Annotated in this window: 26 protein-coding genes; 7 read left to right on the plus strand and 19 right to left on the minus strand. The window is 66.9% G+C overall.

Translation table 11 applies throughout. From position 1 onward, the window contains the following. Positions 1-158 precede the first annotated feature (158 nt). The 4 genes from CKJ84_RS09395 to eccCa form a co-directional block, all read right to left on the minus strand. Positions 159-443: a WXG100 family type VII secretion target gene (locus tag CKJ84_RS09395; RefSeq protein WP_095277827.1), complete on the minus strand. Its 285-nt coding sequence runs from the start codon at positions 441-443 to the stop codon at positions 159-161. Positions 444-479: 36 nt separating this feature from the next. Then, positions 480-797: a WXG100 family type VII secretion target gene (locus tag CKJ84_RS09400; RefSeq protein WP_095546782.1), complete on the minus strand. Its 318-nt coding sequence runs from the start codon at positions 795-797 to the stop codon at positions 480-482. Between the two features lie 113 nt (positions 798-910). Beyond that, the gene (locus CKJ84_RS09405; protein WP_095546783.1) at positions 911-1,945 is read right to left on the minus strand and encodes a type VII secretion-associated protein; all 1,035 of its coding nucleotides are present in this window, start codon (positions 1,943-1,945) and stop codon (positions 911-913) included. Further along, positions 1,942-5,601: a type VII secretion protein EccCa gene (eccCa, locus tag CKJ84_RS12645; RefSeq protein WP_095546784.1), complete on the minus strand. Its 3,660-nt coding sequence runs from the start codon at positions 5,599-5,601 to the stop codon at positions 1,942-1,944. Before eccCa ends, CKJ84_RS09405 begins: the two co-directional genes overlap by 4 nt. Before the next feature lie 152 nt (positions 5,602-5,753). On the opposite strand from eccCa, the gene CKJ84_RS09415 reads away from it, so the two are divergent. Genes CKJ84_RS09415 through CKJ84_RS09425 form a run of 3 tightly spaced genes read left to right on the plus strand, consistent with a single transcriptional unit; the run spans position 5,754 to position 8,166 of the window. Next, positions 5,754-6,524, plus strand: a complete 771-nt coding sequence (locus CKJ84_RS09415; RefSeq protein ID WP_158221693.1) for an EsaB/YukD family protein — start codon at positions 5,754-5,756, stop codon at positions 6,522-6,524. Further along, positions 6,457-6,969, plus strand: a complete 513-nt coding sequence (locus CKJ84_RS09420; protein ID WP_233125654.1) for a hypothetical protein — start codon at positions 6,457-6,459, stop codon at positions 6,967-6,969. Before CKJ84_RS09415 ends, CKJ84_RS09420 begins: the two co-directional genes overlap by 68 nt. A gap of 3 nt (positions 6,970-6,972) precedes the next feature. Continuing rightward, a complete protein-coding gene (locus CKJ84_RS09425) occupies positions 6,973-8,166 on the plus strand; it encodes a S8 family serine peptidase (protein ID WP_095546787.1) in 1,194 nt (397 codons plus the stop codon). A gap of 77 nt (positions 8,167-8,243) precedes the next feature. On the opposite strand, the gene CKJ84_RS12615 is transcribed toward CKJ84_RS09425, so the two are convergent. The 14 genes from CKJ84_RS12615 to secY form a co-directional block, all read right to left on the minus strand. After that, positions 8,244-9,014 (minus strand): type VII secretion protein EccB, encoded by a 771-nt coding sequence (locus CKJ84_RS12615; RefSeq protein ID WP_255407230.1) that lies wholly within the window; start codon positions 9,012-9,014, stop codon positions 8,244-8,246. Then, entirely contained in the window at positions 8,903-9,592 is a 690-nt protein-coding gene (gene eccB, locus CKJ84_RS12620; RefSeq protein WP_095546789.1) for a type VII secretion protein EccB, read from the minus strand. Before eccB ends, CKJ84_RS12615 begins: the two co-directional genes overlap by 112 nt. 58 nt (positions 9,593-9,650) lie before the next feature. Then, positions 9,651-11,822, minus strand: a complete 2,172-nt coding sequence (locus CKJ84_RS09440) for a DUF6541 family protein (protein ID WP_095546790.1) — start codon at positions 11,820-11,822, stop codon at positions 9,651-9,653. 50 nt (positions 11,823-11,872) lie between these two features. Beyond that, positions 11,873-12,724 carry a tRNA pseudouridine(38-40) synthase TruA gene (truA, locus tag CKJ84_RS09445; RefSeq protein ID WP_233125646.1) on the minus strand — a complete coding sequence of 284 codons (852 nt, stop codon included), beginning with the start codon at positions 12,722-12,724 and terminating at the stop codon, positions 11,873-11,875. Between the two features lie 290 nt (positions 12,725-13,014). Then, complete coding sequence (gene rplQ / locus CKJ84_RS09450; RefSeq protein WP_095277866.1) at positions 13,015-13,491, minus strand: 50S ribosomal protein L17; 477 nt, start codon at positions 13,489-13,491, stop codon at positions 13,015-13,017. 66 nt (positions 13,492-13,557) lie between these two features. Then, the gene (locus CKJ84_RS09455) at positions 13,558-14,571 is read right to left on the minus strand and encodes a DNA-directed RNA polymerase subunit alpha (RefSeq protein WP_095546791.1); all 1,014 of its coding nucleotides are present in this window, start codon (positions 14,569-14,571) and stop codon (positions 13,558-13,560) included. Between the two features lie 114 nt (positions 14,572-14,685). Next, the gene (rpsD, locus tag CKJ84_RS09460; RefSeq protein WP_095277872.1) at positions 14,686-15,291 is read right to left on the minus strand and encodes a 30S ribosomal protein S4; all 606 of its coding nucleotides are present in this window, start codon (positions 15,289-15,291) and stop codon (positions 14,686-14,688) included. Positions 15,292-15,318: 27 nt separating this feature from the next. Continuing rightward, positions 15,319-15,720, minus strand: a complete 402-nt coding sequence (rpsK, locus tag CKJ84_RS09465) for a 30S ribosomal protein S11 (RefSeq protein ID WP_095277876.1) — start codon at positions 15,718-15,720, stop codon at positions 15,319-15,321. Positions 15,721-15,723: 3 nt separating this feature from the next. Beyond that, positions 15,724-16,092 (minus strand): 30S ribosomal protein S13, encoded by a 369-nt coding sequence (gene rpsM / locus CKJ84_RS09470; protein WP_038588440.1) that lies wholly within the window; start codon positions 16,090-16,092, stop codon positions 15,724-15,726. A gap of 179 nt (positions 16,093-16,271) precedes the next feature. Further along, positions 16,272-16,490, minus strand: coding sequence for a translation initiation factor IF-1 (gene infA / locus CKJ84_RS09475; protein WP_095277878.1), 219 nt, complete (start codon positions 16,488-16,490; stop codon positions 16,272-16,274). Between the two features lie 183 nt (positions 16,491-16,673). Continuing rightward, positions 16,674-17,540, minus strand: coding sequence for a L,D-transpeptidase (locus tag CKJ84_RS09480; protein WP_198947136.1), 867 nt, complete (start codon positions 17,538-17,540; stop codon positions 16,674-16,676). 59 nt (positions 17,541-17,599) lie between these two features. Continuing rightward, on the minus strand, positions 17,600-18,391 hold the full coding sequence (map, locus tag CKJ84_RS09485) for a type I methionyl aminopeptidase (RefSeq protein WP_095546792.1): 792 nt from the start codon (positions 18,389-18,391) through the stop codon (positions 17,600-17,602). Positions 18,392-18,487: 96 nt separating this feature from the next. After that, positions 18,488-19,039 (minus strand): adenylate kinase, encoded by a 552-nt coding sequence (locus CKJ84_RS09490; protein WP_095277884.1) that lies wholly within the window; start codon positions 19,037-19,039, stop codon positions 18,488-18,490. Continuing rightward, positions 19,039-20,367, minus strand: coding sequence for a preprotein translocase subunit SecY (secY, locus tag CKJ84_RS09495; RefSeq protein WP_095277887.1), 1,329 nt, complete (start codon positions 20,365-20,367; stop codon positions 19,039-19,041). Before secY ends, CKJ84_RS09490 begins: the two co-directional genes overlap by 1 nt. Positions 20,368-20,737: 370 nt before the next feature. Between secY and CKJ84_RS09500 the strand changes: the two genes are divergently transcribed. From CKJ84_RS09500 to CKJ84_RS09515, 4 genes are all read left to right on the plus strand, one after another. Beyond that, positions 20,738-21,574 carry a MetQ/NlpA family ABC transporter substrate-binding protein gene (locus CKJ84_RS09500; protein WP_095546793.1) on the plus strand — a complete coding sequence of 279 codons (837 nt, stop codon included), beginning with the start codon at positions 20,738-20,740 and terminating at the stop codon, positions 21,572-21,574. Then, positions 21,571-22,617, plus strand: a complete 1,047-nt coding sequence (locus CKJ84_RS09505) for a methionine ABC transporter ATP-binding protein (RefSeq protein WP_095546794.1) — start codon at positions 21,571-21,573, stop codon at positions 22,615-22,617. Before CKJ84_RS09500 ends, CKJ84_RS09505 begins: the two co-directional genes overlap by 4 nt. 2 nt (positions 22,618-22,619) lie before the next feature. Next, positions 22,620-23,306, plus strand: coding sequence for a methionine ABC transporter permease (locus tag CKJ84_RS09510; RefSeq protein ID WP_095546795.1), 687 nt, complete (start codon positions 22,620-22,622; stop codon positions 23,304-23,306). 369 nt (positions 23,307-23,675) lie between these two features. Continuing rightward, positions 23,676-24,251, plus strand: coding sequence for a hypothetical protein (locus CKJ84_RS09515; RefSeq protein WP_133064715.1), 576 nt, complete (start codon positions 23,676-23,678; stop codon positions 24,249-24,251). 76 nt (positions 24,252-24,327) lie between these two features. Here the strand turns inward: CKJ84_RS09515 and rplO are convergent, their stop codons facing one another. Further along, the gene (gene rplO / locus CKJ84_RS09520) at positions 24,328-24,777 is read right to left on the minus strand and encodes a 50S ribosomal protein L15 (RefSeq protein WP_095535300.1); all 450 of its coding nucleotides are present in this window, start codon (positions 24,775-24,777) and stop codon (positions 24,328-24,330) included. Positions 24,778-24,779 lie beyond the last annotated feature (2 nt).

Below are 24,779 nucleotides of genomic sequence, written 5' to 3' on the forward strand. Positions count from 1 at the left end.
CGGTTCAAACCGGCAGGACACACAGGGGTATAACCATACGCGATGCCCACCTCAGCTCCAAAACAGCGAAGCGCCGCCGCAGGATCCCCCAATCCCGCAGCGGCGCTCACGTTTCCCCCTGTATCGATTCCCCCGAATCTCCCCCCCGAGGCTCCCCGTTAGCCCCAGCTGTTTGCTGCGGCGTTGTTAACGGCGCTCATGGTGTTGTTGCCGTCCTCGACGGTGTTGGCGATCTGGTTGAGGATCTCGTTGAGATCCGCCGCCGCCTGATCCCACTTGGCCTGGTGCGCCATGTAGCTGGTCGCGGCCTCGCCTTCCCAGGTCGCCGTCATCGGACGGATGACCTCCTTGAGCTCGTTGAGCTGGCCGTTGATGGTGGCGGCGGAGGTGCGGATGTCCTGGGCGGTGCTGCCGATCTGGCCAAAGTCGTACTTGATGTGCATGTCAGTGGTGTCCTTTCGGTGGTGTGTGAGTTGTGGTTACAGCGCCAGTCCCGCGGAGCCGGACAGCTGGTCCAGGCTCTCGGTGGTGGCCACGTCGGTGTTCTCGTAGTGCTTGGCGTTGTCGCGGATGTTGTGCGAGATGTCCGTCAGCGCCTCGGTGAGTCGACGCTGTGCGTCGTCGTAACGCATCATCAAGCCGTCGAAGCTGCGCTGCGCGCTGCCCTGCCAGAACGTGCGGACGGACTCGGCGACCCCCTGGATCCGGTCGATCTCGCGGTTGACGTCCGCGTTGACGGAGTCAGCGTGGTCTGCCGTGGAGCGCATCACATCGGCTTCAGTCTGAAAGTTGCTCATGGTTCCCCCTCGTATCAAGAGTGTCTGGTTGGCAAACAGTCACTGTGTTGTGCTGTTCATATATTGGACGTAAAAACATGCCCGTCGGTTCCCTCGGTTGAGAAAAAAGTTTTCTACCCTTCCAAGGCAACCACCCCTTTATCCGCCTCTACCTGCACGTTTCCCTCATCAAAGCGCGCAGAATTCATTGCCATCGCGCACGTCGCTTCCTGGATCTGCGTCGGTGCTTCGCGTGTGTGGCACCCCACCGAGAGCTGCACGTTGCCCTCGGGCCAGGTCTTCCACAGCGCCTGCGAGCCGTCCGCCGCCCGCTCCAGGTAAGTCACTGCGTGCCCGTCGGTGGTGACCAGCTCGACGTCGTCGTCAAGCGCAATATCTTTGCGCAGCTGCTCCGCAAGCGTCTCCGGGGGCAGGTTGAACCGATCGTCCACGCTCAGCTGCAATCGGAAGTTCGGGTCGGGCCCGACCGCGCGCCACATGTCGCCGTCCTGCTCCAACGTAAACCCGGCGGGCAGCTCGACGCTCAGACCCTCCTGCTCAATCACTTCGGGCGCAGGGGCTTCATGCTTATCGACGCCCCCTCCCCCGGCTCCATCCACCCCGGTCTCCCCAAACAAGCCCCGGACGGTGAGCCATACCGCCACGGCGCACGCGAGCACAACCACCCCGACGACGCCGGCGAGGACCCACGTGCCGCGGCGGTCCGTGTCCGGCGCCAGCTCGCCCGCAAGCCCCTGCTCCGGCTGTGGTCGCCGCACCGGCGAAGGCCGAGCCGGGTACGCCTCGGCGGGCCCGATGCCGTCGGGCTCCTCCCGGAGCCGGTGCCGCGGCTCTGGCGCTGCGCTAGCCTGCTCAGGCTCGTGAGCGTCGCTGCGCTCCCATTCGTCCGTGGCGAGTTCGCCGGTGAGGTGGACGTCATAATCTGCGAGCGCTTGGTCCACCGCGTGGATCACAGACTCCTGGGCCACGAGGTGCACGTGCGCCCCGCCCGGGTCGGGCCCGAAGATGCTGCGCACGTTGCGCGCCACCTCAGCCGGTGTCGGCGCGTCCAGGCGGTGCAGGTTTGCCGCGCCGGAAAAGGTGGTGGCCTGTTTCGTGATGACCACGCGCAGCGTCGGCGTGTCTTGAGAAGTAAAGGTACTGGTCATAGGTGTTCTCCTTCCTCATACGGGGCACACAGCTGCACCGTGCCCACCGTGGTCCCGGCCTGCACCAGCGTCGCCCGCCCCGGGGCCTGCGGCGTCGGCTTCACGCCGAACAAGGCGCCCTCGTCGCGGGTGCCGTCCATCACCAGCACATCCGGGTGCACGTCCTTCATCGCGCCGAGGAAGCCGCCGAACAGGGCTCGCGAGACGCCGCCGAACTTGCGGGCGGCCACCACGTGCAGGCCGATGTCCCGGGCGTGCGGAAGCAGCGCCACGACGTCGCGCAAGTGCTCGTCGCCGACGAGCTCCAGGTCGTCGATGACCAGGTAGATGTCCGGCCCGGACCACCAGGAGCGCTGCGCCAGCTGCGCCGGGGTGACGTCCGCGCCGGGCAAGCGGGACCGCATCGTGGTCACCAGCGCCTTGGTCGCGTCCGCGATCGCCGTCGACGAAGCCGCGTACGCCGCAGTCATCTCGTCCGACGCGCGGCCCAGGTGGGCCCGGCGCGGGTCGCAGATGACCATGCGCGCCTGCTCGCGGTCCATCGCCTCGATCGCGGTGATCGCGCTGGCAATCACGGTGGACTTGCCCGACCCGCCCGCGCCGATGGCCAGGACGTGGCCCGACTCGCAGCGCACCGGTGCCAGGTGCGGTCCGCCGATGCCGAGGGGGATTGTGGGTGGGGTGGGCGTGGCGTCGGTAAGCAATGCGCCTGTGGTGACGTGGGCGGGCAGGACCTTGAGTTTGGGGACCGGCGTTTGGTCAGCGGCCTGGGCGGCGATGTGCGCGAGGTCCTGCGTGTTCGCGCGGGCGAGCAGCATGTGCTTGCCGCCCGGCGTGAGTCCGTGGCCGGGCTTGGCGGGCAGTTTTTGCTGGAGTTTGCGGTCAATGAGCGAGTCCATCGGCTCGGTCAAGTGCAGCTCGTAGCGGGTGCCAATGAGGTCGCGCACGTTTGGGCGGATCGCGTTCCAGCGCTGCGTCGTGACCAGCAGGTGCACGCCCGCGGCCGGCCCCTCCGAGGCAATGCGCGCGAGCGGCTCCTTGAGGTCCTCGAACTTGGAGTCCGGCGCGGTGAGCGTGTGCCAGCCGTCGATGAGCAGGATGGTCTCGCGCGCGGGGCGCATGCTTGCCGACGCCACCTCGATCACCCCCGTCACCTCATCCACCACGCGGCGCACGCGCTCCTCGTCGCTGCGCAGCGCCACCCCCGCGACGTGCGGCAGGCGCTCCAGGTCGTCGAGACCGCCGCTGCCCGCGTCGATTCCGTAGACCGCCAGCTCCTCGGTGGTGTGGTGCAGGCAGAGGGCGGCCACGATGGTGCGCAGCGCCGACGACTTCCCGGTCTGCGGCCCACCAGCGATCGCGATGTGCCCGCCGGAGACGGAGAGGTCCACCATGAGCGGGTCTTGGCGTTGGCGATAGGGGTCGTCGATAAGCCCGGCGGGTGCCCGGAGCCGCTCCGCGCCGCCCCCGCTGACGGTGTGGAGCTCCAGCGCGTCGGGCAGCGGCGGCAGCCACACCTGGTGTGCGCGCATCCCCGCCGACTCCGCGAGTTCGCGGGCCCGCTGCACCACCGCGTCCAGCGTGGTCGTCGTGGCATCCGTGTCCACCTTCGTCTGCGCCTCCAGCGCGGGCGGCTCCCAGCCCTCGAACAGGCGCACCGCCGGTGCCTCCGCCGACGCCCCCTCCACGACTCGCCTGGTCAGCGGGCCAGACACGTAGGAGGCGCGGAACCGGACCAGATCGGGCGAGCCCGCCTTGAGGAATCCGGATCCGGGCTCGCCCGGCAGCTCGTAGGCATCCGGCACGCCCAGGACCTGGCGGGACTCGCCCGCGCTAAACGTCTTCAGGCCGATGCGGTACGACAGGTGCGAATCCAACCCGCGCAGCTTGCCCTCGTCCAGTCGCTGGGAAGCCAGCAGCAGGTGCACGCCGAGCGAACGGCCCAGCCTGCCCACCGCCACGAACAGGTCAGCAAAGTGCGGGTGCTGTGTGAGCAGCTCGGAGAACTCGTCCACGATGATCACCAGCGCCGGCAGCGGGTCTAGCGCCTCCCCGCGCAGGCGGGCCGCGGTGTAGTCGGTGATGTTGGCAAAGTTCCCGGCGGTGCGCAGCAGCTCCTGGCGGCGATTCATCTCCCCTGAGATGGCGTCGTACATGCGCTCCACCAGCACGGCTTCATCTTCCAGGTTGGTAATTACCGCGGACGTGTGCGGCAAGGCGTCGCAGCCCAGGAAGGTCGCGCCGCCCTTGAAGTCCACGAGCACCAGGTTCAGCTCATCAGGCGAATGGGTGGCGGCGAGGGCGGCGACCAAGCTCCGCAGCATCTCCGACTTACCGCTGCCCGTCGCACCGATGCACAGTCCGTGCGGGCCCATGCCGCCGTGCGCCGCCTCCTTGAGGTCCAGGTACACCGCCTGCCCGTCCGGCGTGGCCCCAATCGGCACAGTCAGCCGCTGCCGGGTCCCCTCCCGGCCCGGCCACATGGTGTGCATATCCAGCGTCTGCACGTCATCATAGCCCAGCATGGCCAGCAGGTCCCCGCCCGTCTTGCGCGCCCCGGTGCCGTCGTCGGGCCGGCGGTAAAACGCCAGGTGGCGAGCGATGATCTGCGCCTCCTCGTCCGCGAACCGGTCGGGCGTGCCGAGATGCTCGGAGCCAGATTCCGTCATCGCCGTCAGCGTGTCCTCGCACACAACGTGAAAGGCGTGCTCGTCCACAAACGCGTCCGCGTCTGGGTGCACCGTGATCACGCAGTCCGCGGCCTGGGCAGTCTGGGCTATCGACGCCGCGTGCCCCCGCTGCCCCTCCCCGTCCGGCTCCGCCTGCGCATCGAGGACCGCGACGCGAAACTCCGCCTGCTCCGGCTCCCTGGTGTGCGGCAGCCACTTCGCCCACCGCATCCCGGAATGTTCCAGGTCCAGCCCTACCAGCTCCGGGCCGTGGAAGAACGCCAGCTGGGACACGATCGCGCGAGCTACCTCGCGGGCGCGCGGGCCCGCCAGCGTCACCGAAGGAAACGCGGCGAGCTGCACCACGATCGGCATGCCCGCCACTGTGTTCACCGCCGCGACGGCACGTCGCAGGCTCACCGCGCACACCGGATCCAAGTCCTCGGGCGAGCCCGGGTCTTCCACCTCAACCGGCGTGCACAGCGCCATGTTGCCGGTGCCCAGCCGCACCTGCAGCGCCTCCGGGCTCGCGGCGGTGCGCTCCCACACCCGGTAGGTGGGCACGCCCGTGAGCAGCAGCGCGGGCTCAGGGTGCACGTAGGTGAAGTGCTCGCGCTGCTGGACCGCATTGGTGCGCGCCCGACGCGTCAGCGCGTCAAGGTGGCGCAGATAAACGCGCCGCGTTTCGTCCATATCGCCCTGCTGCTCCTGCGGTTGGAACATGGCGAGCAACCCGAACGCCATCATGAGCGGGAAGATGAGCATCATCGGCCCCACGGCGCGCCCCGAAAGCATCATCAGCGCCATCACCGCGCCGACCGCCACCATCATGATCACGGGCATAAGAATGCGCAGCATGGGCATCGGCTGCTGCTTCTGCGCCTGCGGCACGGCCTCGGCGTGCAGCGCGCCAGCTGGCAGCGCAGGCGCCTCTCCCAGCTGCGTCGGCGCTGGCGCGAGCACCGGGTTGTGGTCGACTCCGAGCACGGGACGAATCCCCCCCCCTATCGTTGCTGGCCACAGCCGCTGGTTCCCCCGAACCAGCCCCCGAGCTGTGGACGTGCCCGGCAGTTTACGCCATACTTGGCACCACCGCGCGGCAAATGGGGGTCCGCGCCAGATTCACGGGGGTTTATACCTTGGTAGCCACGTCCGCGCACCACATCGTGCGCATGACCGTCCGCGTCAGCGCCGTCTCGTTCCACCGCGACATCGACCTGACGCTTCCCACCTCGTCCACCCTCGCGGAGATCCTCCCGGAACTCGCCACGTATGTGGAGCTGCCGCGCATCCATCGCCCGTGGGAGGCCACCACCGTCGGCGGCGAGCCCCTGGACATGGTGACGCCGCTGCACAAGCTGAAGCTTCGCGACGGCAGCGTCGCCGTCCTCCGACCCCAAGAGGTCACCGAACCGCCCATGGTGCGCGACGCCGCTGAGTCCCTCGACGCGGCCGCCGCCGGTGCCCGGGATACGCGCGGGCTGAGCGTGTTCGCCTCCTTCGCCGGCTGCGCCGGACTCGCCGTGGTGGCCGGCATGTTCGTATCCACCCCAGTCGCGCTCGGGCTGGGCGTGCTCGCCCTGTTCGCCCTCTCCATGGGCACCGGTTCGCGGTCCCTGTTCGCACCGCTTCCCGCGCTCGCCGGTGCCGCCGTCGCCCTCTGGGTGGCGGGTGAGCCCGCGCAGTGGGGCGGTGGTGCCGACCCGGCGCTGGGGGTGCTTGCCGGTGCCGCCACCGCGTGCGTGCTGCTCGTCGGCGGCGCCGTCACCGGGCTGGCCGCCACCTTGCCTCATCGCAGTGCTTTCCACGCCCGCCATCGCCACCCGCGCCGCCGGGCTGAAGGTGCCGCGCGTGCCCACCGCCGGCGAAGCGTTCACCACCGCGGACGGGTACCAGGTGGACGTCGATAAGCGAAGTGCCCGTGCTGTGACCATCGTTGCCGCGATCTCCTGCGCGGTGGCGGCCTGCCTGGTGCCGTCGATACTCGCGACCGTGTGGGACGGCGGGGCCTGGCCGTTCGCCTTCGCGGTGTGCACCGCGGGCGCGCTGGCCATCTACGCGGGGCGCAATCACTACCCGGTGCCGCGGGCCGCGCTCACCGCCGCGGCGCTCGGGGCGGTGCTGGCCTGCGCGGTCGCCGTCGCACGCAGTGCCCACCCGCATCCGGTGTGCATCGCGCTCGCCGTGTTTTTGGCACTGGTGGCAGCGACGGCGAGCTTGTGGATCCCGCGCGTCCCCGAGCTCGAGCCGACCACCGTCGTGTGGTTCGAGCGCGCCGAAACCGCGGCCATCATTGCGGCGATCCCGCTGGCCGTGCACCTGACCGGCGCGTTTGCCATGATTCGGGGGCTGTGACCGATGCGCCGCATCAGTTGGGCCGTGGGGGTCGCGCTCTGTGCCACCGCCCCGGTGACGTGTGTCCCGCCGGCACACGCCCAGGACTATGACTGCGCGGTGCCCGTCCACGCACCTCCGCCTCCCGCGCGCACCGCGGACGAACGCGCGCGGCTCGATGCGACCGATTCGCTGGCCAAGGCACACGCATTTGCCACCGGACGCGGGGTACGCGTGGCCGTCATCGACACCGGCGTCCACCCGCACCCGCAGCTGGACCAGCTTCGGCCGGGGCGCGACTTTGTGGACCGCGACGCCCCCGACCCGCTTCGCGACTGCGACTCGCACGGCACCGTCGTCGCCGGCATCATCGCCGGAACGGAGCTGGGTGTGGCGCCCGACGCCGAGCTCATCTCCATCCGGCAGACCTCCGCGCACTACCGCGACCACGCGCAGGAGGGCGAGGACCCCACCGCGGGATCGCTCGCTACGCTAGCCAGCGCCATCCACAACGCCATCGACGAAGGCGCCCACATCATCAACGCCTCCGTCGTTTCCTGCCAACCGCCGGAGCTCGCGGCGCGCATCGACACCGGCCCGCTCGACGCCGCACTCGCCCGCGCCGAAGCCGAAGGTGTGCTCGTTGTCGCCGCCGCCGGCAACGAATCCGGCGAGTGCAAGCAGGGCTTCGCCGTCTACCCCGCGCACTCGCCCACCGTGCTCGCCGTCAGCGCGCGCGACACCGCCCACGACCTGGCGGGATACTCCATCCGCGTCCCGGGCCCCTCGCTCTCCGCGGCGGGCACGGTCCCGCTGGCGCTGTCCTCCGATGGCACCGGCTTTGCCACCGGCACCGCAGGCAGCAACGGCCCCGCCCCCTACGCGGGCACCAGCTTCGCCGCACCCGCCGTCACAGGTGCCGCGGCCCTACTCAAGCAGCGCCACCCGCACCTGGGCCCCGCCGAGCTGCGCGCGCACCTCTACGCCGCATCCCAGCCCAGCGGCGGCGCACTCGACCCGTACGTCGCCGTGACCCAGCTCGAGCCTCAATCGCTTATCGACGCCCCACCGCTCACCCTCACCCCCGCCGCAGAACACGCCTCACCGTCCGTCGGCCGGCTGGGCCAAGTTCTCCTCGCCGCTTCCCTACTGCTCATCGCGCTGGTTGGGGTGGCGCGGCTGCGTGGGCTTCGTGGGATGCGGCGGCAGCGTAACTAGCTGGTCGGGCTGAGGCGGGCCGGGGTGCTGGTTTTAGGCCGAATCCACTCTGCCACCGCAGAGTAAGAAGCTGCTTGCTAGTAGGTCGCTGTCAGCGCGGCCTCGCGAGTAAGCCGCTCCCCCGCCGGCAGTAGCTGCACGATCGACCACGGCACCTGCTCGGTCCGCGCAACGCCCACGGTCTCCAGCGTTCCCGCGTCGGGTGCCTCGTAGCGCAGCCCGGTTTGGTCCACGACGTGGTAGCCGTGCCCGGTGTCCACGGCCACCGCACCACTCGGGAGGCCCGCGAAGCGGGTGGCGGGACCCTCACCGGACAGCAACACACTCCCCTCGAGCGCTTCGCTCGCAGGAAGGTGAGCGGCCCCGCCACCTTCGGTCGCGCAGGTCGCAAGCGCCCCATCAGCGGCATCAGCGGCATCGCCCGCCGGGTCGAGGAAGCGGACGAGTCTGGCTGGCAGGCGGATGTCCACCGGGGGCTCGGCGTCGGGCCGGTCCGCCACGGCTTGGGGTGTGAGTTCGGAGGGGATGGCGCCGGCGTCGATAAGCATTTGCGCCTGGGCGCTGGTGATTTCCTGCACGCCCCGGGAGGTTTCCGCCCAGTCGCTGGTGCCGGTGCGGACCACGCGCGGCAGTGGGTTGGGTAGGGCGAACGGCGGGTGCTCGCGGAGCGCGCCGAGGACCGGGGCTGGCGGGCGCCAGCGCGGGGTGGTGGCGTCGATGCCGAGCCCGCGGCGGATCACGCGGCCTTCCGGCGTGGCCGGCGGCGGCAACTGCGTGCGGCCGTCGCGGGTGACCAGCCATTCGCGGCCATCGGCTTCGGCGAGGAGCGCGGTGTCCTCGGCAAGCAGGGGCGCCTGCGCGGGCACGGCGAGCACCACGACTCCTCGCTGGCCACGGCGATCTCTCGCCGCAGCGCCGCCTTCGTGCGCCTGCGCACCCCGGAGGCGAGCACCACGACGGCGTCGCCGGGCGCGGTGCACGCCGACCAGTGCGTGTCCTCGGCGTCCTCGGGGGCGAACACGGACGGCGCGACCCCGATCCCCACCGGCACGCCCCGGGCGAGCGCGGCCAGGTGCTCGTCGCCCGCGCGCACCGGCTCCTCCGGCGCGCCCACGATCAGGCGGGCCGAGGTCAGGTTGGTCACCGGGTGCACGGTGTCGTCCACGCGCGCAAAGAGACTGCCGTCCGCAGCGCGGATCACCGCCGCCTCGCCCGGGTCCGGGTTCGGGCGCATCCACGCAAACAGCCCCATCACGCCCGAGATCATCAGCACCGCCACTAGCCCGAAGATCATCGCGCGGCGGCGCGAGGACAGCGGGTCGTGGATCATGCGGATGTCGCCGAGAATCAGGCCGTGCTCCACCCTGCGTCGCAGAAAACGGTGCCCGGAAACCTGCGTCTTTGTCGTTGGCAGCAAGCGCGCCATAGGTCTTGTCCCCCTCCAGAGGTCTGAACCCGGCTCCCCCGAACCGGACCGCTTCAGGCTACTGCAAAGGCGCTGCCCCCGCAGCGTAACCCGCCCCGCCGTTCGCGGGCTCGAGCTGGTAGAGCGTGTCGGAGCCGTGCTCGTGGGCGTCGTTAATCATGTCCTCGAGCTCAGCGCGGGAGAACTGCTCGTTGACGGCAAAGATCACCACATCGCCCTTGCGATAGACGGGCGTGAGGCCGCGCGAGGTCCAGAAGCCGCGCTGCATCTGCAGGCGCTCCAGCTGGATCGGCCAGAACGCGCCCGGGCTGAGCATGTAGAACTTGATGTTCAGCGCCTCCGCACCCTCGTCCACAATGTTCTTCGCAGTCGGGTCGCCGCGCAGGCCCTCGCCGATCTCGCGGGCGGCCCAGTAGGTGATGTCCATGTTGGAGCCCAACCCGCCGGTCGGCCACAGGTAGTGGCGCGACAGCGTGGGCAGCCCGTTGTACGCGTAGGCCCACGAGTGGCCGTCGGCCGGATCGCCCATGATCGTGCCGTTCCACGCCGCGGGCTGGGTGGCCAGCCAATCCCAGGCGGCGAGGTCATCATCATCAACCATGCGGTCGTCATTGCGCCCGCCGTCAAACGCGCGCCGCTCGCCGTCCACAGCGCCGGCCTGCACCATCGGTGTGCCAATCAGGGCAAGCACCAGGGCAATGCTTATCGACGCCACCCCGCTCCCCTTCTCCCATCCCCGGGAGCCCAGCCGCGCGGCCACCGGCGCGAGCGTGAACAGGCGGATCATCACCGCGACCCCGATCGCCGCGCCGACCGCCACCGACAGCGCCACCGGGAAGATCAGGCGGTGCGCCGTGTTGTAGTGCAGGTTGCCCACCAGCGTGAGCAGCCCGGAAAGCGGGCCGCCCACCGGTGCGAGCGCGTTCGCCGTGATGGCGAGCCAGATGGCGTAGAACAGCGGGGCCCACACCTGGCGGCGCCACACCACCAGCGCCACCGCGCCCAGCCCCGCCAGCCACAGCAGCACGGTCGGGTCGAAGTCCGGGAACAGCTGGTGCACGTGGCGGGTGTCCATCGTGAACGCGGCCGCCCACCCGCTGTCCAGGTCCTCGCTCTCCACGGGCTTCCAGCCCGACACCTCCTCGGCCTGCGCCGAGCCGGCGAACACCTGCGGCAGGTACAGCACCGCGCCGATGATGCCCGGGGCCGCCAGCCACAGCGTATCGCTGATTCGGCCGCGCTCGGGCGCGACCAGCGTGGAGGTCAGCCAGTACAGGCCCACGCCGATGACCACCACGGTCACCGCCGCCGGGTGGGCGGTGAGCACGCCGAGCAGCCCCACCAGCGCGGGCAGCGCCGTGATGCGCTCGGCGGGGACCCGCACGAACTGCCAGATGACCATGCCGGTCAGCGACATGGCAAACAGGTACGGCCACATGCCCACGTAGTCGCCGACCCAGATGAGCTGCGGGGCGACGGTCACGAGGATCGCCGCGAGCCCGCCCGCAATCTGCGCGGTCAGCCCGCGCGAGCGCAGGAACGCAAAAGCCATGCACGCCGCCGTCGCCGGCAGTGCCAGACCCGTCAGCACAATCATGCCGATGTTCAGCGTAGGGATCGGGTCCAGCCCGGCCACCTTGCCAAACATCGCGATGCCGGTGTGGAACGCCGACGGGTAGAGCAGCTGCGCGTGCGTCTCCACGTTCTGCAGCTCGCCCAGCCTGGTTGGCGAGGCAATCCCCTCATCCATGATGAAGCGCACCAGGTTGGCGTGCCACTGCACGTCCCACCCCTGGACGATGTTGTACACGCCGTGCGGCGAGCGCACGAGCCAGCCGAGGCGCTCGCTAATGAGCAGCCACGCGCCAACCACCACGCCCGCGGTGGGCAGCAGCCAGTACAGGTCCAGCAGGCTGCCCTTCCGCCAGTTCCCGGGGAAGAGCGCGCGCCGCCACGTCACGGCACCGCCGCGCCGCGCCTTGCGAGCAAACGCGTACCGCCACACCGCTGCCGCAGCGAACGCGACGACCAGGCTCACGCCGAGCGTCCACAGGTCCAGCGGCGCCGACGTCAGCCCCCACACCCAGGCGCTCATACCGAAGATGCCAAAGCTCACCGGCAGCGCCGCGGCCAGCGCCCGCGGCCCCTTCGCGCCCGCGATGAGGTTGAACAGGAACCCGGGCAGCAGGAAGAACGGGACGGCAAACCACGCGGCTGCAACTGGTGTCATCGTTCCTCCTTGCTCTGATACTTCGCTAGCATTCTAGGCCTTTGGGTTCGCTACAGTGTGCGCCGGTCGCGCGTCGTCGCGATTCTTTCCGCAAACGCGCTCTCGTGCGGATAGTCCACCCGCGTCAGCGTCAGCCCGCGCGCCGGCGCCAGCGGAACCTCCGGGTTCCGCGCGCGCTCCCCGAGCAGCCCCGTGACCCATTCCGCTTCACGACGCCCCTCCCCCACCGTCAGGCACGCTGCCACCAGCGCGCGCACCATGTTCCAGCAAAAGGCGTCCGCGGTGATGCGCGCCTCGAGCACGCTTGCCGACGCCTCCGCCCACCCAAACTCCTGCACCTGCCGAATCGTCGTCGCGTGCTCCTTCGGCTTGCAAAATGCCGCGTAGTCGTGCAGCCCCACCAGCTGCGACGCCGCCTCCTGCACGCGCGCGAGGTCCACTGGCTTCGGCCACACGGCGGTGTCGGTGCGTCGGGTCGGCACCGCACCCGCCGGGTTGGTGGTCACCTTGTAGGTGTAGGAGCGGGAAAGGGCGGCGAAGCGGGCGTCGAAAAGCGGGCTGACCTCGCGGACCCCGAAGACGCGCACATCCTCCGGAAGGAGCTTGGCCAGGCGGCGCACCAGGCGCGTCGGGTCGCCGTCGAGCGAGCGCTGCTCAAGCGAGGCACGCGGGATGTCGGCGTGCGCGACCTGGCCGGTCGCGTGGACGCCGGCGTCGGTGCGGCCGGCCACGGTGAGCGCGATCGGCGTGCGCAGGACCAGCGACAGCGCGTCCTCAATGGTGGCCTGCACGGTGCGCACGCCCGACGTTTGCCGAGCCCAACCGTGAAACTCTGTGCCGTCGTACGCGATGTCCAGCCGCACCCGCATCAGGTCCGGGTCGTGCTGCGCTGCGTCGTTCATTCGCATAAGGCTAGCAAACAGCGCGGGCGCGGCCGTGCTGGCGCTGGCATGGGCCGCGCAGCGTGCCCGCCGCCGGCTCCGTCGCCGGCCCATCACCGCAGATACCGATACTAAGACCCCGAAAAGACGCCCCAAAACGGCCTTATCGGGTTCTTACTATCGGTATCTACCGAAACACACCGCGAACACACCGCGCGAAACGGGCCCGGAACGCGAAAAACGGCCCCTCCCGAACGAATCGGGAGGGGCCGCAGCGAGCCCGGAGACGCGGGAGCTAGCCGTGGCTAGTCCTACTTCTCCTCGGACTCAGCCTCCTCGGCTGCCGGAGCCTCAGCGGACTCGGCTGCCTCGGCGTCTGCCTGCTTGGAAGCGGCAGCGCGTGCGGTGCGCTCAGCCTCCGTGGACGCGGTCTGCTCGAGGACGAGCGAGATCTGCGTCATCGGGGCGTTGTCGCCCGCGCGGTTCTCCAGCTTGATGGAGCGGGTGTAGCCGCCCTCGCGGCCCTCAAACAGGGGCGCGAGCTGATTGAACAGGTAAGCAACGATCTCCTTGTTCGGCAGTTCAGCGGCGACTGCGCGGCGGTCTGCCACGGTGCCCTTCTTTGCCTTGGTGATCAGCTTCTCGGCGTAGGGACGCAGCATGCGTGCCTTCGCGTCGGTGGTCTTGATTGCGCCGTGCTGGAAGAGGGAGATAGCCAGGTTGGACAGAATGTGCTTCTGGTGGCTGGCGGACCCTCCGAGACGGGCACCCTTCTTAGGGGTAGGCATTTTCGTACTCCTCGTGTGCGTTAGTTGAGCGCGTGCTCTTACGTGTTACTCGGCTTTACGCGAGTGTTACTCGGTCTCATCCCCGCTGGGATCGACGAAGTCGCCGGTCTCGGCATCGTAGCCCTCGATCTGCGTCGGGTCGAAATCTTCCGGAGCATCCTTCAAGGTCAGGCCCTGCGAAGCGAGCTTGATCTTGACCTCGTTGATGGACTTCTGGCCGAAGTTCCGGATGTCCAGCAGCTCGGACTCGGTGCACTCTGCGAGCTGACCGACGGTGTGGATCTCCTGGCGCTTCAGGCAGTTGTAGGAACGCACGGTGAAGTTCAGGTCCTCGATCGGCGTGTTGTACGCGGCGATGAACTCGGTCTCCTGCGGGGAGGGGCCGATCTCAATGCCCTCGGACGCCGTGTTCAGCTCGCGGGCCAGGCCGAACAGTTCCACCAGGGTGGAGCCTGCGGAAGCCAGGGCGTCGCGCGCTGCCATGGAGTTCTTGGTCTCCACGTCGATGATCAGCTTGTCAAAGTCGGTGCGCTGCTCAACACGGGTCGCCTCAACCTTGTAGGCGACGCGGGTGACCGGGGAGTAGATCTGGTCGACCGGGATACGGCCGGGCTCCCCGCCCGCGTTGGGCATGGCCGGGACGTAGCCGCGGCCGCGCTCGACAACAAGCTCCATCTCCAGACGAGCCTGCTCGCTCAGCGATGCGATGTGCAGATCCGGGTTGTGGATCTCCACGCCAGCCGGCAGCTCGATGTCGCCCGCGGTGACGTTGCCCGGGCCCTCGACGGACAGGTACATAACAACCGGCTCGTCGGAGTCGGAGGACAGCACCAGGTCCTTGATGTTGAGGATGATCTCGGAAACGTTCTCCTTCACACCAGCGATGGTGGTGAACTCGTGGAGCACACCATCGATCTTGATGGAGGTCACGGCCGCGCCCGGAATGGACGACAGCAGCGTGCGGCGCAGGGAGTTACCGAGGGTGTAGCCGAAACCAGGCTCGAGCGGCTCGATGACGAACTTCGAGCGGTTGGTGTCGATGTACTCCTCGGTCAACTGCGGACGGTGAGAGATGAGCATGAACTTCTCCTTTATCGGCTCCCGCTATTTGAAGCCGGTAGGAACGGATGTGTTTGGAAGATTCCGCGCACGGAAGCGTCGATAAGCAACGAGCGCGGGGCGAAGCAACCTGGGTTACTTCGAGTAAAGCTCGACGATGAGCTGCTCCTGCAGGGGCACCTCAATCTGAGCGCGCTCGGGCAGCTGGTGCACGAGGATGCGCAGGGTGTCCGGAACGACCTGCAGCCAAGCCGGAACGACGGAGTCGAGCAGGTTATCCTGCGCGTCCTCGAACCAGAGCATGTTGCGGGACTTGTCGCGGACATCGATGATGTCGTACTGGGTGACCTTGTAGGACGGGACGTCGACGCGCTTGCCGTTCACGGTGAAGTGACCGTGGGAAACCAGCTGACGGGCCTGGCGGCGGGTGCGAGCCAGACCTGCGCGGTAGACGACGTTGTCCAGACGGGACTCCAGGAGGATCAGCAGGTTATCGCCGGTCTTACCCGGGAGGCGGTTGGCCTCCTCGTAGTAGCGACGGAACTGCTTCTCCATCACGCCGTAGGTGAAGCGAGCCTTCTGCTTCTCCTGCAGCTGGAGCAGGTACTCAGATTCCTTGATGCGAGCGCGGCCAGCCTGCCCCGGGGGGTACGGGCGACGCTCGAAGGACATGTCACCGCCGACGAGGTCGACGCGGAGGCGACGGGACTTACGGGTAGCAGGGCCGGTATAACGAGCCATGGTGTTTTACCTCTTTTCCTTTCTGCCTTAAACGCGACGACGCTTCGGCGGACGGCAGCCGTTGAACGGCTGCGGCGTCACGTCCGAGATCGAGGACACCTCCAGGCCGGCGGCCTGGAGCGAACGGATAGCGGTCTCGCGGCCGGAGCCGGGACCCTTGACAAAGACGTCAACCTTCTTCATGCCGTGATCCATCGCCTTGCGGGCGGCGTTCTCAGCAGCCATCTGCGCGGCGAACGGGGTGGACTTACGGGAGCCCTTGAACCCGACGTGGCCGGAGGAGGCCCAGGAGATGACAGCACCGTTCGGGTCCGTGATGGACACGATGGTGTTGTTGAAGGTGGACTTGATGTACGCGTGGCCAGCGGCCACATTCTTCTTTACGACGCGACGACCGCGGCGCGCGCCGGAACGAGTCTTCGGAGGCATATGTTACTTCTTCTTTCCTGCGATAGTCTTCTTCGGGCCCTTGCGGGTACGCGCGTTGGTCTTGGTGCGCTGGCCGCGGACGGGCAGGCCACGACGGTGGCGCAGACCCTGGTAGGAGCCGATTTCAATCTTGCGGCGGATGTCAGCCTGCACCTCACGACGCAGGTCGCCCTCGACGGTGTAGGAGGACTCGATTGCGTCGCGCAGGGCTGCGAGCTGATCGTCGCTCAGGTTGTCCGTGCGCAGGTCAGGAGAAATGCCGGTCTTCTCGAGCAGTTCCTTGGCACGGGTAGCCCCGATGCCGTAAATGTAGGTGAGCGCGATCTCCATGCGCTTGTTGCGCGGGAGATCAACACCAGCGAGACGTGCCATGTGGCTACGTTCCTTTCGGGTTGTTACGGTGGTTTTCTCCCTACCCGCCCACGCCAAACAACGCTTTGTCCGGACCGAGCCGGAGGATGGGTTGAGACTCGCGCGGCTCCAGCCACCGTGGCCGGAGGTAGTCGACGCCGCGGGCAAACCCGCGCGTCTGGGCAAGGAGGCTTACGTAGTTACTTGTAGCGGTAGGTGATACGACCCTTGTCCAGGTCGTACGGGGAAAGCTCCACGACGACGCGGTCCTCAGGAAGGATGCGGATGTAGTGCTGGCGCATCTTGCCACTGATGTGGGCAAGGACTTGGTGCCCGTTGTCGAGCTCGACACGGAACGTTGCGTTCTTCAAGGGCTCGATTACGCGGCCCTCAACCTCAATTGCGCCTTCTTTTGCCATTCAATCCACTTCCTACAGCCCCGCGTTTCCGCAGGTACTAGTCGTATTTCACGTGTGCTACAGAGCGCGCAGACGGAATGCCTGCACACCAAACGACTATGTTAGCCAACTACCTGCACAAACACAAACCCCGCCTCCATGAAGTGGAGAGCGGGGTGCAGCGCTTATCGACGCTACGTTGTCCTAGTAGACGTAAACCTTGTCGCCGATCTGCAGATCGTTGAAGTAACGCTGCGCGTCAGCGCGGTACATGCGGACGCAGCCAGCGGACAGGATCGACGGATCGCCCTGATGGAAGGCGATGCCGTTGTTGGTGAAGTAGGTGGCGTACGGCATCGGCGCGTTGTTGAACTCGTACGAGATCTCGTCCTTCACCTTGCGGTTGACGTAGAAGGTACCGCGCGGGGTCTCCTGACCCGGGCGGCCGGGTCCGACCAGGTCGGCCGTGTAGTACATCTCCCCGTTGTTCTGCAGCCAGGAGCGGCGGCCGTCAACGTCCACGCACGCCTTCGCGTCCTTCGGGCAGGAGCCGTAGTCAAAGGCCGGGGCCGGTGCCGGTGCGGGCTGCTCAGCCGGGGCGGGTGCCGGAGCCGGGGCCGGGGCCGGAGCGGGGGCAGGTGCCGGAGCCGGCTTCGGCTTCGGGGTGCGCTCCTCGATCAGGCCCGGGAACAGCGCCTCAACCATCTGGTCGATGGACTCCTTTGCCTGCGCGGGCAGGTCCGGGTTCAGTGCGGCCAGGCTGTCTGCCTGGGTGCGCAGGGTGGTGCGCAGGTTCCAAGCTGCGTCCCGCACTGCCTGATCGGCACTTGTGCCCAGGTTCTGCAGCTGGATGTTCGCGCTCTTCAGGAAGCCGTCCAGGCCGGCTTCGGAAGACAGCGAGGCGAAGGAAGAACCCGCATTCGGCGCGGGCTGCGGAGCCGGTGCGGCCGGGGCCGCGTTGGCTGCGATCGGGTTGGCGGCCAGGGAAGCAATGACGCCTGCAGCGGCGGCAACGGCAGCCGCACGGCGCTTGGTTGCCGACGGCTTTGCGTGGCGGGGTTGGTAAGACATAGACAGCAGTTTAACTACTTCCGCCAAGTTTTGATAGTCAGGCACGCATAAACGGTGTGTTATTTGCGCGGGGTAAGCACCCGCGGCCCGCCGGAGGTCGCGGCGACGGTGTGCTCCCAGTGCGCCGCAGGTGACCCGTCGGCGCTGACGACCGTCCAGCCGTCGCCAAGCACATAGGAGTCATACTCTCCGCCGAGAATGAGCATCGGTTCGATCGCCAGGACGGATCCCTCCTGGATGACCGGCCCGTGGTGGGGGCGCCCCTCATTGGCCAGGAAGGGTTCCTCGTGCATGGTGCGGCCGATGCCGTGGCCTCCGTAGCCGTCAAGGATGCCCACCACTACTCCGAAGCGGTCCTCGGCGGTGCAGGTCGCCTGCTCGAGCGCGGACGATACGTCGGTGAGGCGATTGCCCGGACGCATCGCCTTCATGCCCTGCTCCAGGACCCACTCGGTGGCCTTGTTCAGCGCGTCTACCTCCGGTGCCAACTCACCAATGCCAAAGCTCAGCGCAGAGTCGCCGACCCATCCGTTGAGCGTGGCACCGCAGTCGATGGAGACGAGGTCGCCCTCTGCAAGCACGACGTTCTCGCTCGGGATGCCGTGCACCACCACGGCGTTCACCGAGGCGCAGATGGAGCCCGGGAAACCCTGGTAGCCCAGGAACGTGGGTGTCGCGCCGTGGTCGCGGATCACGGACTCCGCGATCCGGTCCAGGTCGAGGGTGCTCATTCCTGGCCGGGCGGCGGCGCGGACCTCCGTCAGCGCTTCGCCGACGATCCGGCCGGCGGCCTCCATGGCGTCGAGTTCCGCTGGTGTCTTGGCGGGAATCTTGCGTCTTCTGAAACCCATCGGTCGGGCCTTTCTTCGAGTTCTTGGGGCAGTAGGTGCTGTGCACAGAAAGAGGGCCGGTGCGCCACGCACACCGGCCCTCTTCGTCGTCCGCCCTTACTTGAGGTTTTGCAGCTGCTCCATCGCGCGGGCGTTGATCTCATCAACGTCGCCGACGGCGTCGATAGAAATGATCTGGTCGCCGTAGTGGTCGATCAGCGGCGCAGTCTCGTCGCGGTAGACGGAGAGACGGGTGCGGATCGTCTCCTCGTTATCGTCGGCGCGGCCGCGGGCGAGCATGCGCTCGACGACAACATCCTCGTCGACGACGAAGTTGAGCACGCCGTCCAGCTTCGTGTCGGCCTTCTCCAGCAGCTCGGTGAGGATCTCCGCCTGCTCGACGGTGCGCGGGAAGCCGTCCAAGAGGAAGCCATTCTTGGCGTCGTCCTCTTGGAGGCGGGACTCGACCATGCGCGCGGTGACGTCGGTAGGCACGAGCTTGCCGGCGTCGATGTAGCTCTTCGCCTCAACGCCGAGCGGGGTACCCTCGCCGATGTTGGCGCGGAACAGGTCACCGGTGGAAATGTGCGGGATCCCCAGCTTTTCGGAGAGGATCGCCGCCTGGGTGCCCTTGCCGGCACCGGGAGGGCCAAGAAGTACGAGACGCATTATCGCAGAAGTCCTTCGTAGTTGGATTGCAGGAGTTGGGATTCAATTTGCTTGACCGTGGTCAGGGCCACGGACACCATAATCAGGATAGCCGTGCCGCCGAACGCGCTCATACCCATGCGGCCGGAGCCAGCCAGGCCGGCGTCGAGCGCCAGGTTCGGCAGGATCGCAATCACAGCGAGGTACAGCGAGCCGACCACCAGCAGACGGTTCATCACATAACCGAGGTACTCCGCGGTCGGGCGGCCCGGACGAATATCCGGAATGAATCCACCGTACTTCTTCATGTTCTCAGCCTGGTCGACCGGGTCGTACTGCACCGAGACGTAGAAGTACGCGAAGAAGATGATCATGATGAAGTAAGCCACGATGTACTGCCAGGAGCCCGGGTTCTGCAGCCACGCCATGACGTGGTTCATCCACCAGTTGTCCGGCGGGGTCGGCTTGTTCATGTTCACGATCTGGGTAATCAGCACCGGCACGTACATCAGCGAGGAGGCGAAGATGACCGGGATCACGCCGGCCTGGTTTACCTTCAGCGGCAGGTAGGTCGCGGTGCGGCCGTACTGACGGCGGCCAACGACGCGCTTGGCGTACTGCACCGGGATGCGGCGCTGGCCCTGCTCGATGAAGATGATGCCCACGACGAGCACGATGATGGCCGCGATAACCACCGCGAGCGCAACTCCGCCGGAGTTCTGGAAGATGATCGCACCCTCGGACGGGAGCTTGGTGGCAATGCCGGCGAAGATGAGCAGGGACATACCGTTGCCCACACCCTTCTCCGTGATGATCTCGCCGAGCCACATGATGATGATGGCGCCCGACGTCATGACAATGATCATCATGATGAGGGTCCACACGTTGCGGTCCTCAACCAGCACGGGCATACCCTGGCCAAGCAGCTGCTCGCGGTCAGCCAGCGCGACGATGCCGGCGGACTGGAGGAGCGCCAACGCCACGGTGAGGTAGCGCGTGTACTGCGTCATCTTTGCCTGACCGGACTGCCCCTCCTTCTTCAGCTCCTCAAACTTCGGGATCACCACGGTGAGCAGCTGCACGATGATGGACGCCGTAATGTACGGCATGATGCCGATGGCAAAGATGGACAGCTGCAGGAGCGCGCCGCCGGAGAAGAGCCCGATGATGGAGAACATCGTCGCCTGATCGCCCTGGGAGATCTCCTCCAGGCGAGAGTGGATCAGGCCGTAATCCACGCCTGGCGTGGGGATCTGGGCACCGACGCGGTACAGGATCATAAGGGCGAGCGTGATCAGGATCTTGCGGCGTAGATCCTGATCTTTAAACGCCTGAAGAATAGCGGACACAAAGCCTCCTGGCTCCCACTGCAAAAATAAGCAGGAGATTGCGAACAGTATGAACTACGAGCCGCCCTACCTGCCCAAAGGCATACTAAAGCTCACCCGTACATATTTGACCCCACTACCCTAGCAGCCCATCTTGCGAACACTCGACTCGCATGAGGCTTAGCGGGTTGCTCCAATGTCACCACAAGGAGATTCGCACCTTTCTGGCACCTTTCCAGCCCAGGCACAGCTCGCCCCATTCGGCTGCGGGGCCGAGGCGTGGCGTCGATAGGCATCGAGCCCCGCCGATAGACAACTCTGTCTTGAATTTCTGGACCGATAGGTTTAAGGTACTGATTTGTCGAGATTAATCCTGATCGAAAGGACTGTCATGCTGAAGAAATTCGCAGCACTGACCACAGCCGCCGCACTCACGCTGGGGCTGACCGCTTGCTCGGGCGAGTCGAGCGACAACACCACCGCCGACGGTGACCTGGAGACCATCCGCGTGGCCACCTCGCCCGGCCCGTACTCGGAGCTGTTCGAGGACGCCGTTGGCCCGATCCTGGAGAAGGAGGGCTACAACGTCGACTACCAGTCGTTCACCGACCTCACCCAGGCCGACACGGCGCTGGCCGAGGGCTCCGCGGATCTCAACGTGGACCAGCACACCGGCTGGATGAACGTGTTTAACAACGAGAAGGGCGCGGATCTCACCTCCATCACCGAGGTCCCGACCGTGCCCGCTGGCGTGTACTCGGAGCAGCACCAGAGCATCGACGAGGTCGCCGATGGCCAGTCCGTGGGCGTCCCGATGGACGGCTCGAACAAGTCGCGCGCCCTGCACGTGCTTGTCGACGCCGGCTGGATCACCCTCCGCGACGACGCCGACGAGACGCTCGTCTCCGAGGCCGACATCGCTGAGAACCCGCACAACCTGGACATCCAGCCGATGGACTCGGCAAACCTGTCGCGCTCCCTGCCCGACCTGGACTGGGCCGTGATCCCGGGCTCCATGTCCTACTCCGCGGGCCTGGACCCGAACCTGCAGCTCTTCCAGGAGAACCTGCGTCCGGAGCTGATCCTCGTGGCCGTGACCACCGAGGACAAGGCCGACAAGCCGTGGGCGAAGGCCGTGGCTGACGCCTACCGTTCCGACGAGTTCAAGGACTATTTGAACGAGCACAACGAGAACAACTACTGGTTCCTCCCGGAGTCGCTGCAGTGACCGGCCCCGCCGTCGCCTTCGACCACGTCTCCAAGGTCTTTGATACCTCCGGAGGCGCGTTCGCCGCGCTCGACGACATCACGTTCGCCGTCCCCACGGGCGGGATCTTCGGTGTCGTCGGCACGTCTGGTGCGGGCAAGTCCACGCTGATCCGCACGGTCAACGGCCTTGAGTCGCCCACCTCCGGCACCGTCACGGTGCTCGGCCGCCAGCCGTCCGAGCTGAGCCCGAAGGAGTTGCGGGAGCTGCGCCGCGAGGTCTCGATGGTCTTCCAGAACTACAACCTGCTGGAAACCAAGACCGTCGCGCAAAACGTAGCCACTCCCCTGCTGCTGTCCAAGACGCCGAAGGCGGAGATCACCCGCCGCGTTAATGAGGTCCTTGAGCTCGTCGGCCTGACCGACCGCGCCGACCACAAGCCGCGTCAGCTGTCGGGCGGACAGCGCCAGCGCGTCGGCATCGCCCGTGCGCTGGTGACCAATCCGAGCATTTTGCTTTGCGACGAACCCACGTCCGCCCTCGACCCGCTGACCACCACCCAGATCCTCGACCTCCTGCGTGCCATCAACGCTGAACTCGGCGTGACCATCCTGCTCATCACGCACCAAATGGATGTGGTCGCCCGGCTCGCGGACTCCGTCGCGGTACTGGATTCCGGCAAGCTGGTCGAGTCCGGCCCCGTTGCGGAGGTCTTCGCCAACCCGCAGGTGGCATTGACGCAGCGCTTCGTCGAGACCGTGATCCCCCGGGAGATCCCCGAGAGCGTTCGGGCCACTATCGACGCCAGCGCCTTCGACCAAGTGGTCCAGCTCATTCACTCCGGGCGCGCCGCCTCCGGCGTGTTCACCGAGCTGATCAACCGCTTCGGCCTGGACGCGCAGCTGCTGTCCTCCTCGGACGCCGACCTCGCCGGCACGACCGTCGGCGCGACCGTGCTCGGCCTTCGCGGCGGTGCCACGCAGGACGTAGCCGACGCCGTGGCGTGGCTGGAAGGGCTCGAGGGAGTTTCCGTCAATCGCATTCGTAGCGGAAAGGACGCATAACCATGGATCAGCTGAACTCCTGGTGGCGCGACACGACAGGGTCGCGCGTGACCCCATCCATGTACATCGACTCGTTTGGCGAGACCGTCTATATGGTCGGCATCTCGCTCTTCGTCGGCGCCCTCATCGGCATCCCACTGGCGCTCGCCCTGGTGATCACGCGCCCGGGCGGGCTGAAGCCGAACCCGATTGCCTACGGCGTCCTCAACGTCCTGGTCAACGTGGTTCGCTCGCTGCCGTTCATCATCCTGCTGGTGGCGATCTCGCCCTTCACCCGCGTGATTGCCGGCACCGCGATCGGCACCACGGCGGCGCTCGTGCCGTTGACCCTGTACATCGCGCCATTCATCGCGCGACTCATCGAGCAGTCGCTCCTGGAGGTCAACCCCGGCATCACCGAGGCGGCCGACTCCATGGGCGCCACGATGGGCCAAACCATCCGGCACTTCCTGCTGCCGGAGGCAAAGTCCTCGATCACCCTCGCGGTAACGACGGCGACCGTCGGTCTCATCTCCGCGACCGCCATGGCCGGCACCATCGGCGGCGGTGGCGTTGGCGACCTCGCCATCTCGTACGGCTACCAGCAGTTCGATTCCGTGGCGATGCTTACCACCGTGATCATCCTGATCGTCGTGGTGCAGGCGATCCAGTCCATCGGCAACAGGCTCGCACACCGCGCGCGGGCGTAGCTGGCTCTCCGGTGATGCGGCCTGTGCCTTCCGCGCTACATGACGAGAACCGCATGACGAGAAGACTGGGAATGGGGCCTGCGTGTTTGTCATCGTGTTCTCGTCGTCTAGCTGGCAACGCCGCCTCGAGCGCAGACAGCGCCAACAGGAACTCGTCCCCGCCTGTCCCGGAGCCTAAACAGCGCAACCTGGAGCTCGTTCTCACCCACCCGGGGCCTAAACAGCGCAACCAGCACTTCGTGAAACCCCGATCGGGGACCGATAATCGAGCTCCTGCTTGCACTGTTTAGCCGTGCCCAGCGACCTGCTCTGACTTGAACGCGCCCAACCCGTGGCCACCGTACCCTCTTTTCGCTACACTGCAGGGGCATGAGCCCCCACGCCATGACCAAAAGCAAATTCCCACCCGCCGACGGCGTCTACGAGGCAGACGAAACCACCAGCCAGATTTCTCTCCTGCTCTGCCACGGATGGCACCGCGATGAAATCACCGCGTGGTTGGAGGACAACATGGACTCCGACCCAACACCCCTGGTAGAGGAAGTCAGCGCAGAATACGCCCGCCTCGTGCCGGAGGCCTCCGAGGACGCCAAGCGCATCCAAGCTCTGCACGAGGCGCTAGCAAAGCGCAACATCTCGTTCTCCTTCGACGAAGGCTACACCAAGGACGAAGCGGTCGAGGACGGCGGCACGCACGCCGAAAAGGCCGGCCACCGGGGCTATGCCTACTGCACCCAGCAGGATGTGGACAGCGTCATCCACATCGGGCTCCTCTACTTCGGCTTCGGGGATTATGAAAACCCAAGCCTGGAAACGGATGCCGAAGTTGCCGCCCTAGTAGTCGAAGCGCTCAAAGAGGTTGGCCTCAGCCCAGTGTGGGACGGCAACGCAAACGCACGCATCATGTGCGAGGACCTTGTGTTTGAGCTGCCGCTAAACCTCTAACCCTCAACGCAAAAAGCCCGCCACCCCTTAAAACAAGGGGTGGCGGGCTCGAGCGTTCTCGGCTCGGAAAAGGCGCTTACGCCTCAGTGACGGAGCCGCCGGCAGCCTGGATCTTCTCGGCTGCGGACTTGGAGAACTTGTTCGCGGTGACGTCGAGCTTGACGTCGATCTCGCCGTTGCCCAGAACCTTGACGGGCTGGTTCTTGCGAACCAGGCCAGCTGCAACGATGTCCTCGATGGACACGGCGCCGCCGTTCGGGAAGGCCTTGGCCAGGTCGTTGACGTTCACTACCTGGAATTCGACGCGGTTCGGGTTCTTGAAGCCCTTCAGCTTCGGCAGGCGCATGTGAAGCGGCATCTGGCCACCCTCAAACGCTGCGGAAACCTGGTAGCGAGCCTTCGTACCCTTGGTACCGCGGCCGGCGGTCTTGCCGCCCTTGCCGGCTTCACCGCGGCCTACGCGGTGCTTCGGCTTGTTTGCACCCTTTGCCGGGCGCAGATCATGAAGCTTGATGATGTCAGCCATGT

Source organism: Corynebacterium sp. NML 120412, assembly GCF_002285155.1.
Lineage (GTDB): Bacteria > Actinomycetota > Actinomycetes > Mycobacteriales > Mycobacteriaceae > Corynebacterium > Corynebacterium gottingense.

Coding starts and splice junctions, on each gene's coding strand:
- truA (WP_233125646.1), bottom strand. CDS start 12,724: ATGAACGACGCAGCGCAGCACGACCCGGACCTGATGCGGGTGCGGCTG.
- CKJ84_RS09455 (WP_095546791.1), bottom strand. CDS start 14,571: ATGCTCATCTCTCACCGTCCGCAGTTGACCGAGGAGTACATCGACACC.
- CKJ84_RS09405 (WP_095546783.1), bottom strand. CDS start 1,945: ATGACCAGTACCTTTACTTCTCAAGACACGCCGACGCTGCGCGTGGTC.
- infA (WP_095277878.1), bottom strand. CDS start 16,490: ATGGCAAAAGAAGGCGCAATTGAGGTTGAGGGCCGCGTAATCGAGCCC.
- rpsK (WP_095277876.1), bottom strand. CDS start 15,720: ATGCCTCCGAAGACTCGTTCCGGCGCGCGCCGCGGTCGTCGCGTCGTA.
- rpsM (WP_038588440.1), bottom strand. CDS start 16,092: ATGGCACGTCTCGCTGGTGTTGATCTCCCGCGCAACAAGCGCATGGAG.
- CKJ84_RS09395 (WP_095277827.1), bottom strand. CDS start 443: ATGCACATCAAGTACGACTTTGGCCAGATCGGCAGCACCGCCCAGGAC.
- map (WP_095546792.1), bottom strand. CDS start 18,391: ATGGGTTTCAGAAGACGCAAGATTCCCGCCAAGACACCAGCGGAACTC.
- CKJ84_RS09500 (WP_095546793.1), top strand. CDS start 20,738: ATGCTGAAGAAATTCGCAGCACTGACCACAGCCGCCGCACTCACGCTG.
- CKJ84_RS09400 (WP_095546782.1), bottom strand. CDS start 797: ATGAGCAACTTTCAGACTGAAGCCGATGTGATGCGCTCCACGGCAGAC.
- CKJ84_RS09490 (WP_095277884.1), bottom strand. CDS start 19,039: ATGCGTCTCGTACTTCTTGGCCCTCCCGGTGCCGGCAAGGGCACCCAG.
- CKJ84_RS09440 (WP_095546790.1), bottom strand. CDS start 11,822: ATGACACCAGTTGCAGCCGCGTGGTTTGCCGTCCCGTTCTTCCTGCTG.
- eccB (WP_095546789.1), bottom strand. CDS start 9,592: ATGGCGCGCTTGCTGCCAACGACAAAGACGCAGGTTTCCGGGCACCGT.
- rplO (WP_095535300.1), bottom strand. CDS start 24,777: ATGGCTGACATCATCAAGCTTCATGATCTGCGCCCGGCAAAGGGTGCA.
- CKJ84_RS09425 (WP_095546787.1), top strand. CDS start 6,973: ATGCGCCGCATCAGTTGGGCCGTGGGGGTCGCGCTCTGTGCCACCGCC.
- CKJ84_RS09480 (WP_198947136.1), bottom strand. CDS start 17,540: ATGTCTTACCAACCCCGCCACGCAAAGCCGTCGGCAACCAAGCGCCGT.
- CKJ84_RS09515 (WP_133064715.1), top strand. CDS start 23,676: ATGAGCCCCCACGCCATGACCAAAAGCAAATTCCCACCCGCCGACGGC.
- rpsD (WP_095277872.1), bottom strand. CDS start 15,291: ATGGCTCGTTATACCGGCCCTGCTACCCGTAAGTCCCGTCGCCTCCGC.
- CKJ84_RS09510 (WP_095546795.1), top strand. CDS start 22,620: ATGGATCAGCTGAACTCCTGGTGGCGCGACACGACAGGGTCGCGCGTG.
- rplQ (WP_095277866.1), bottom strand. CDS start 13,491: ATGCCTACCCCTAAGAAGGGTGCCCGTCTCGGAGGGTCCGCCAGCCAC.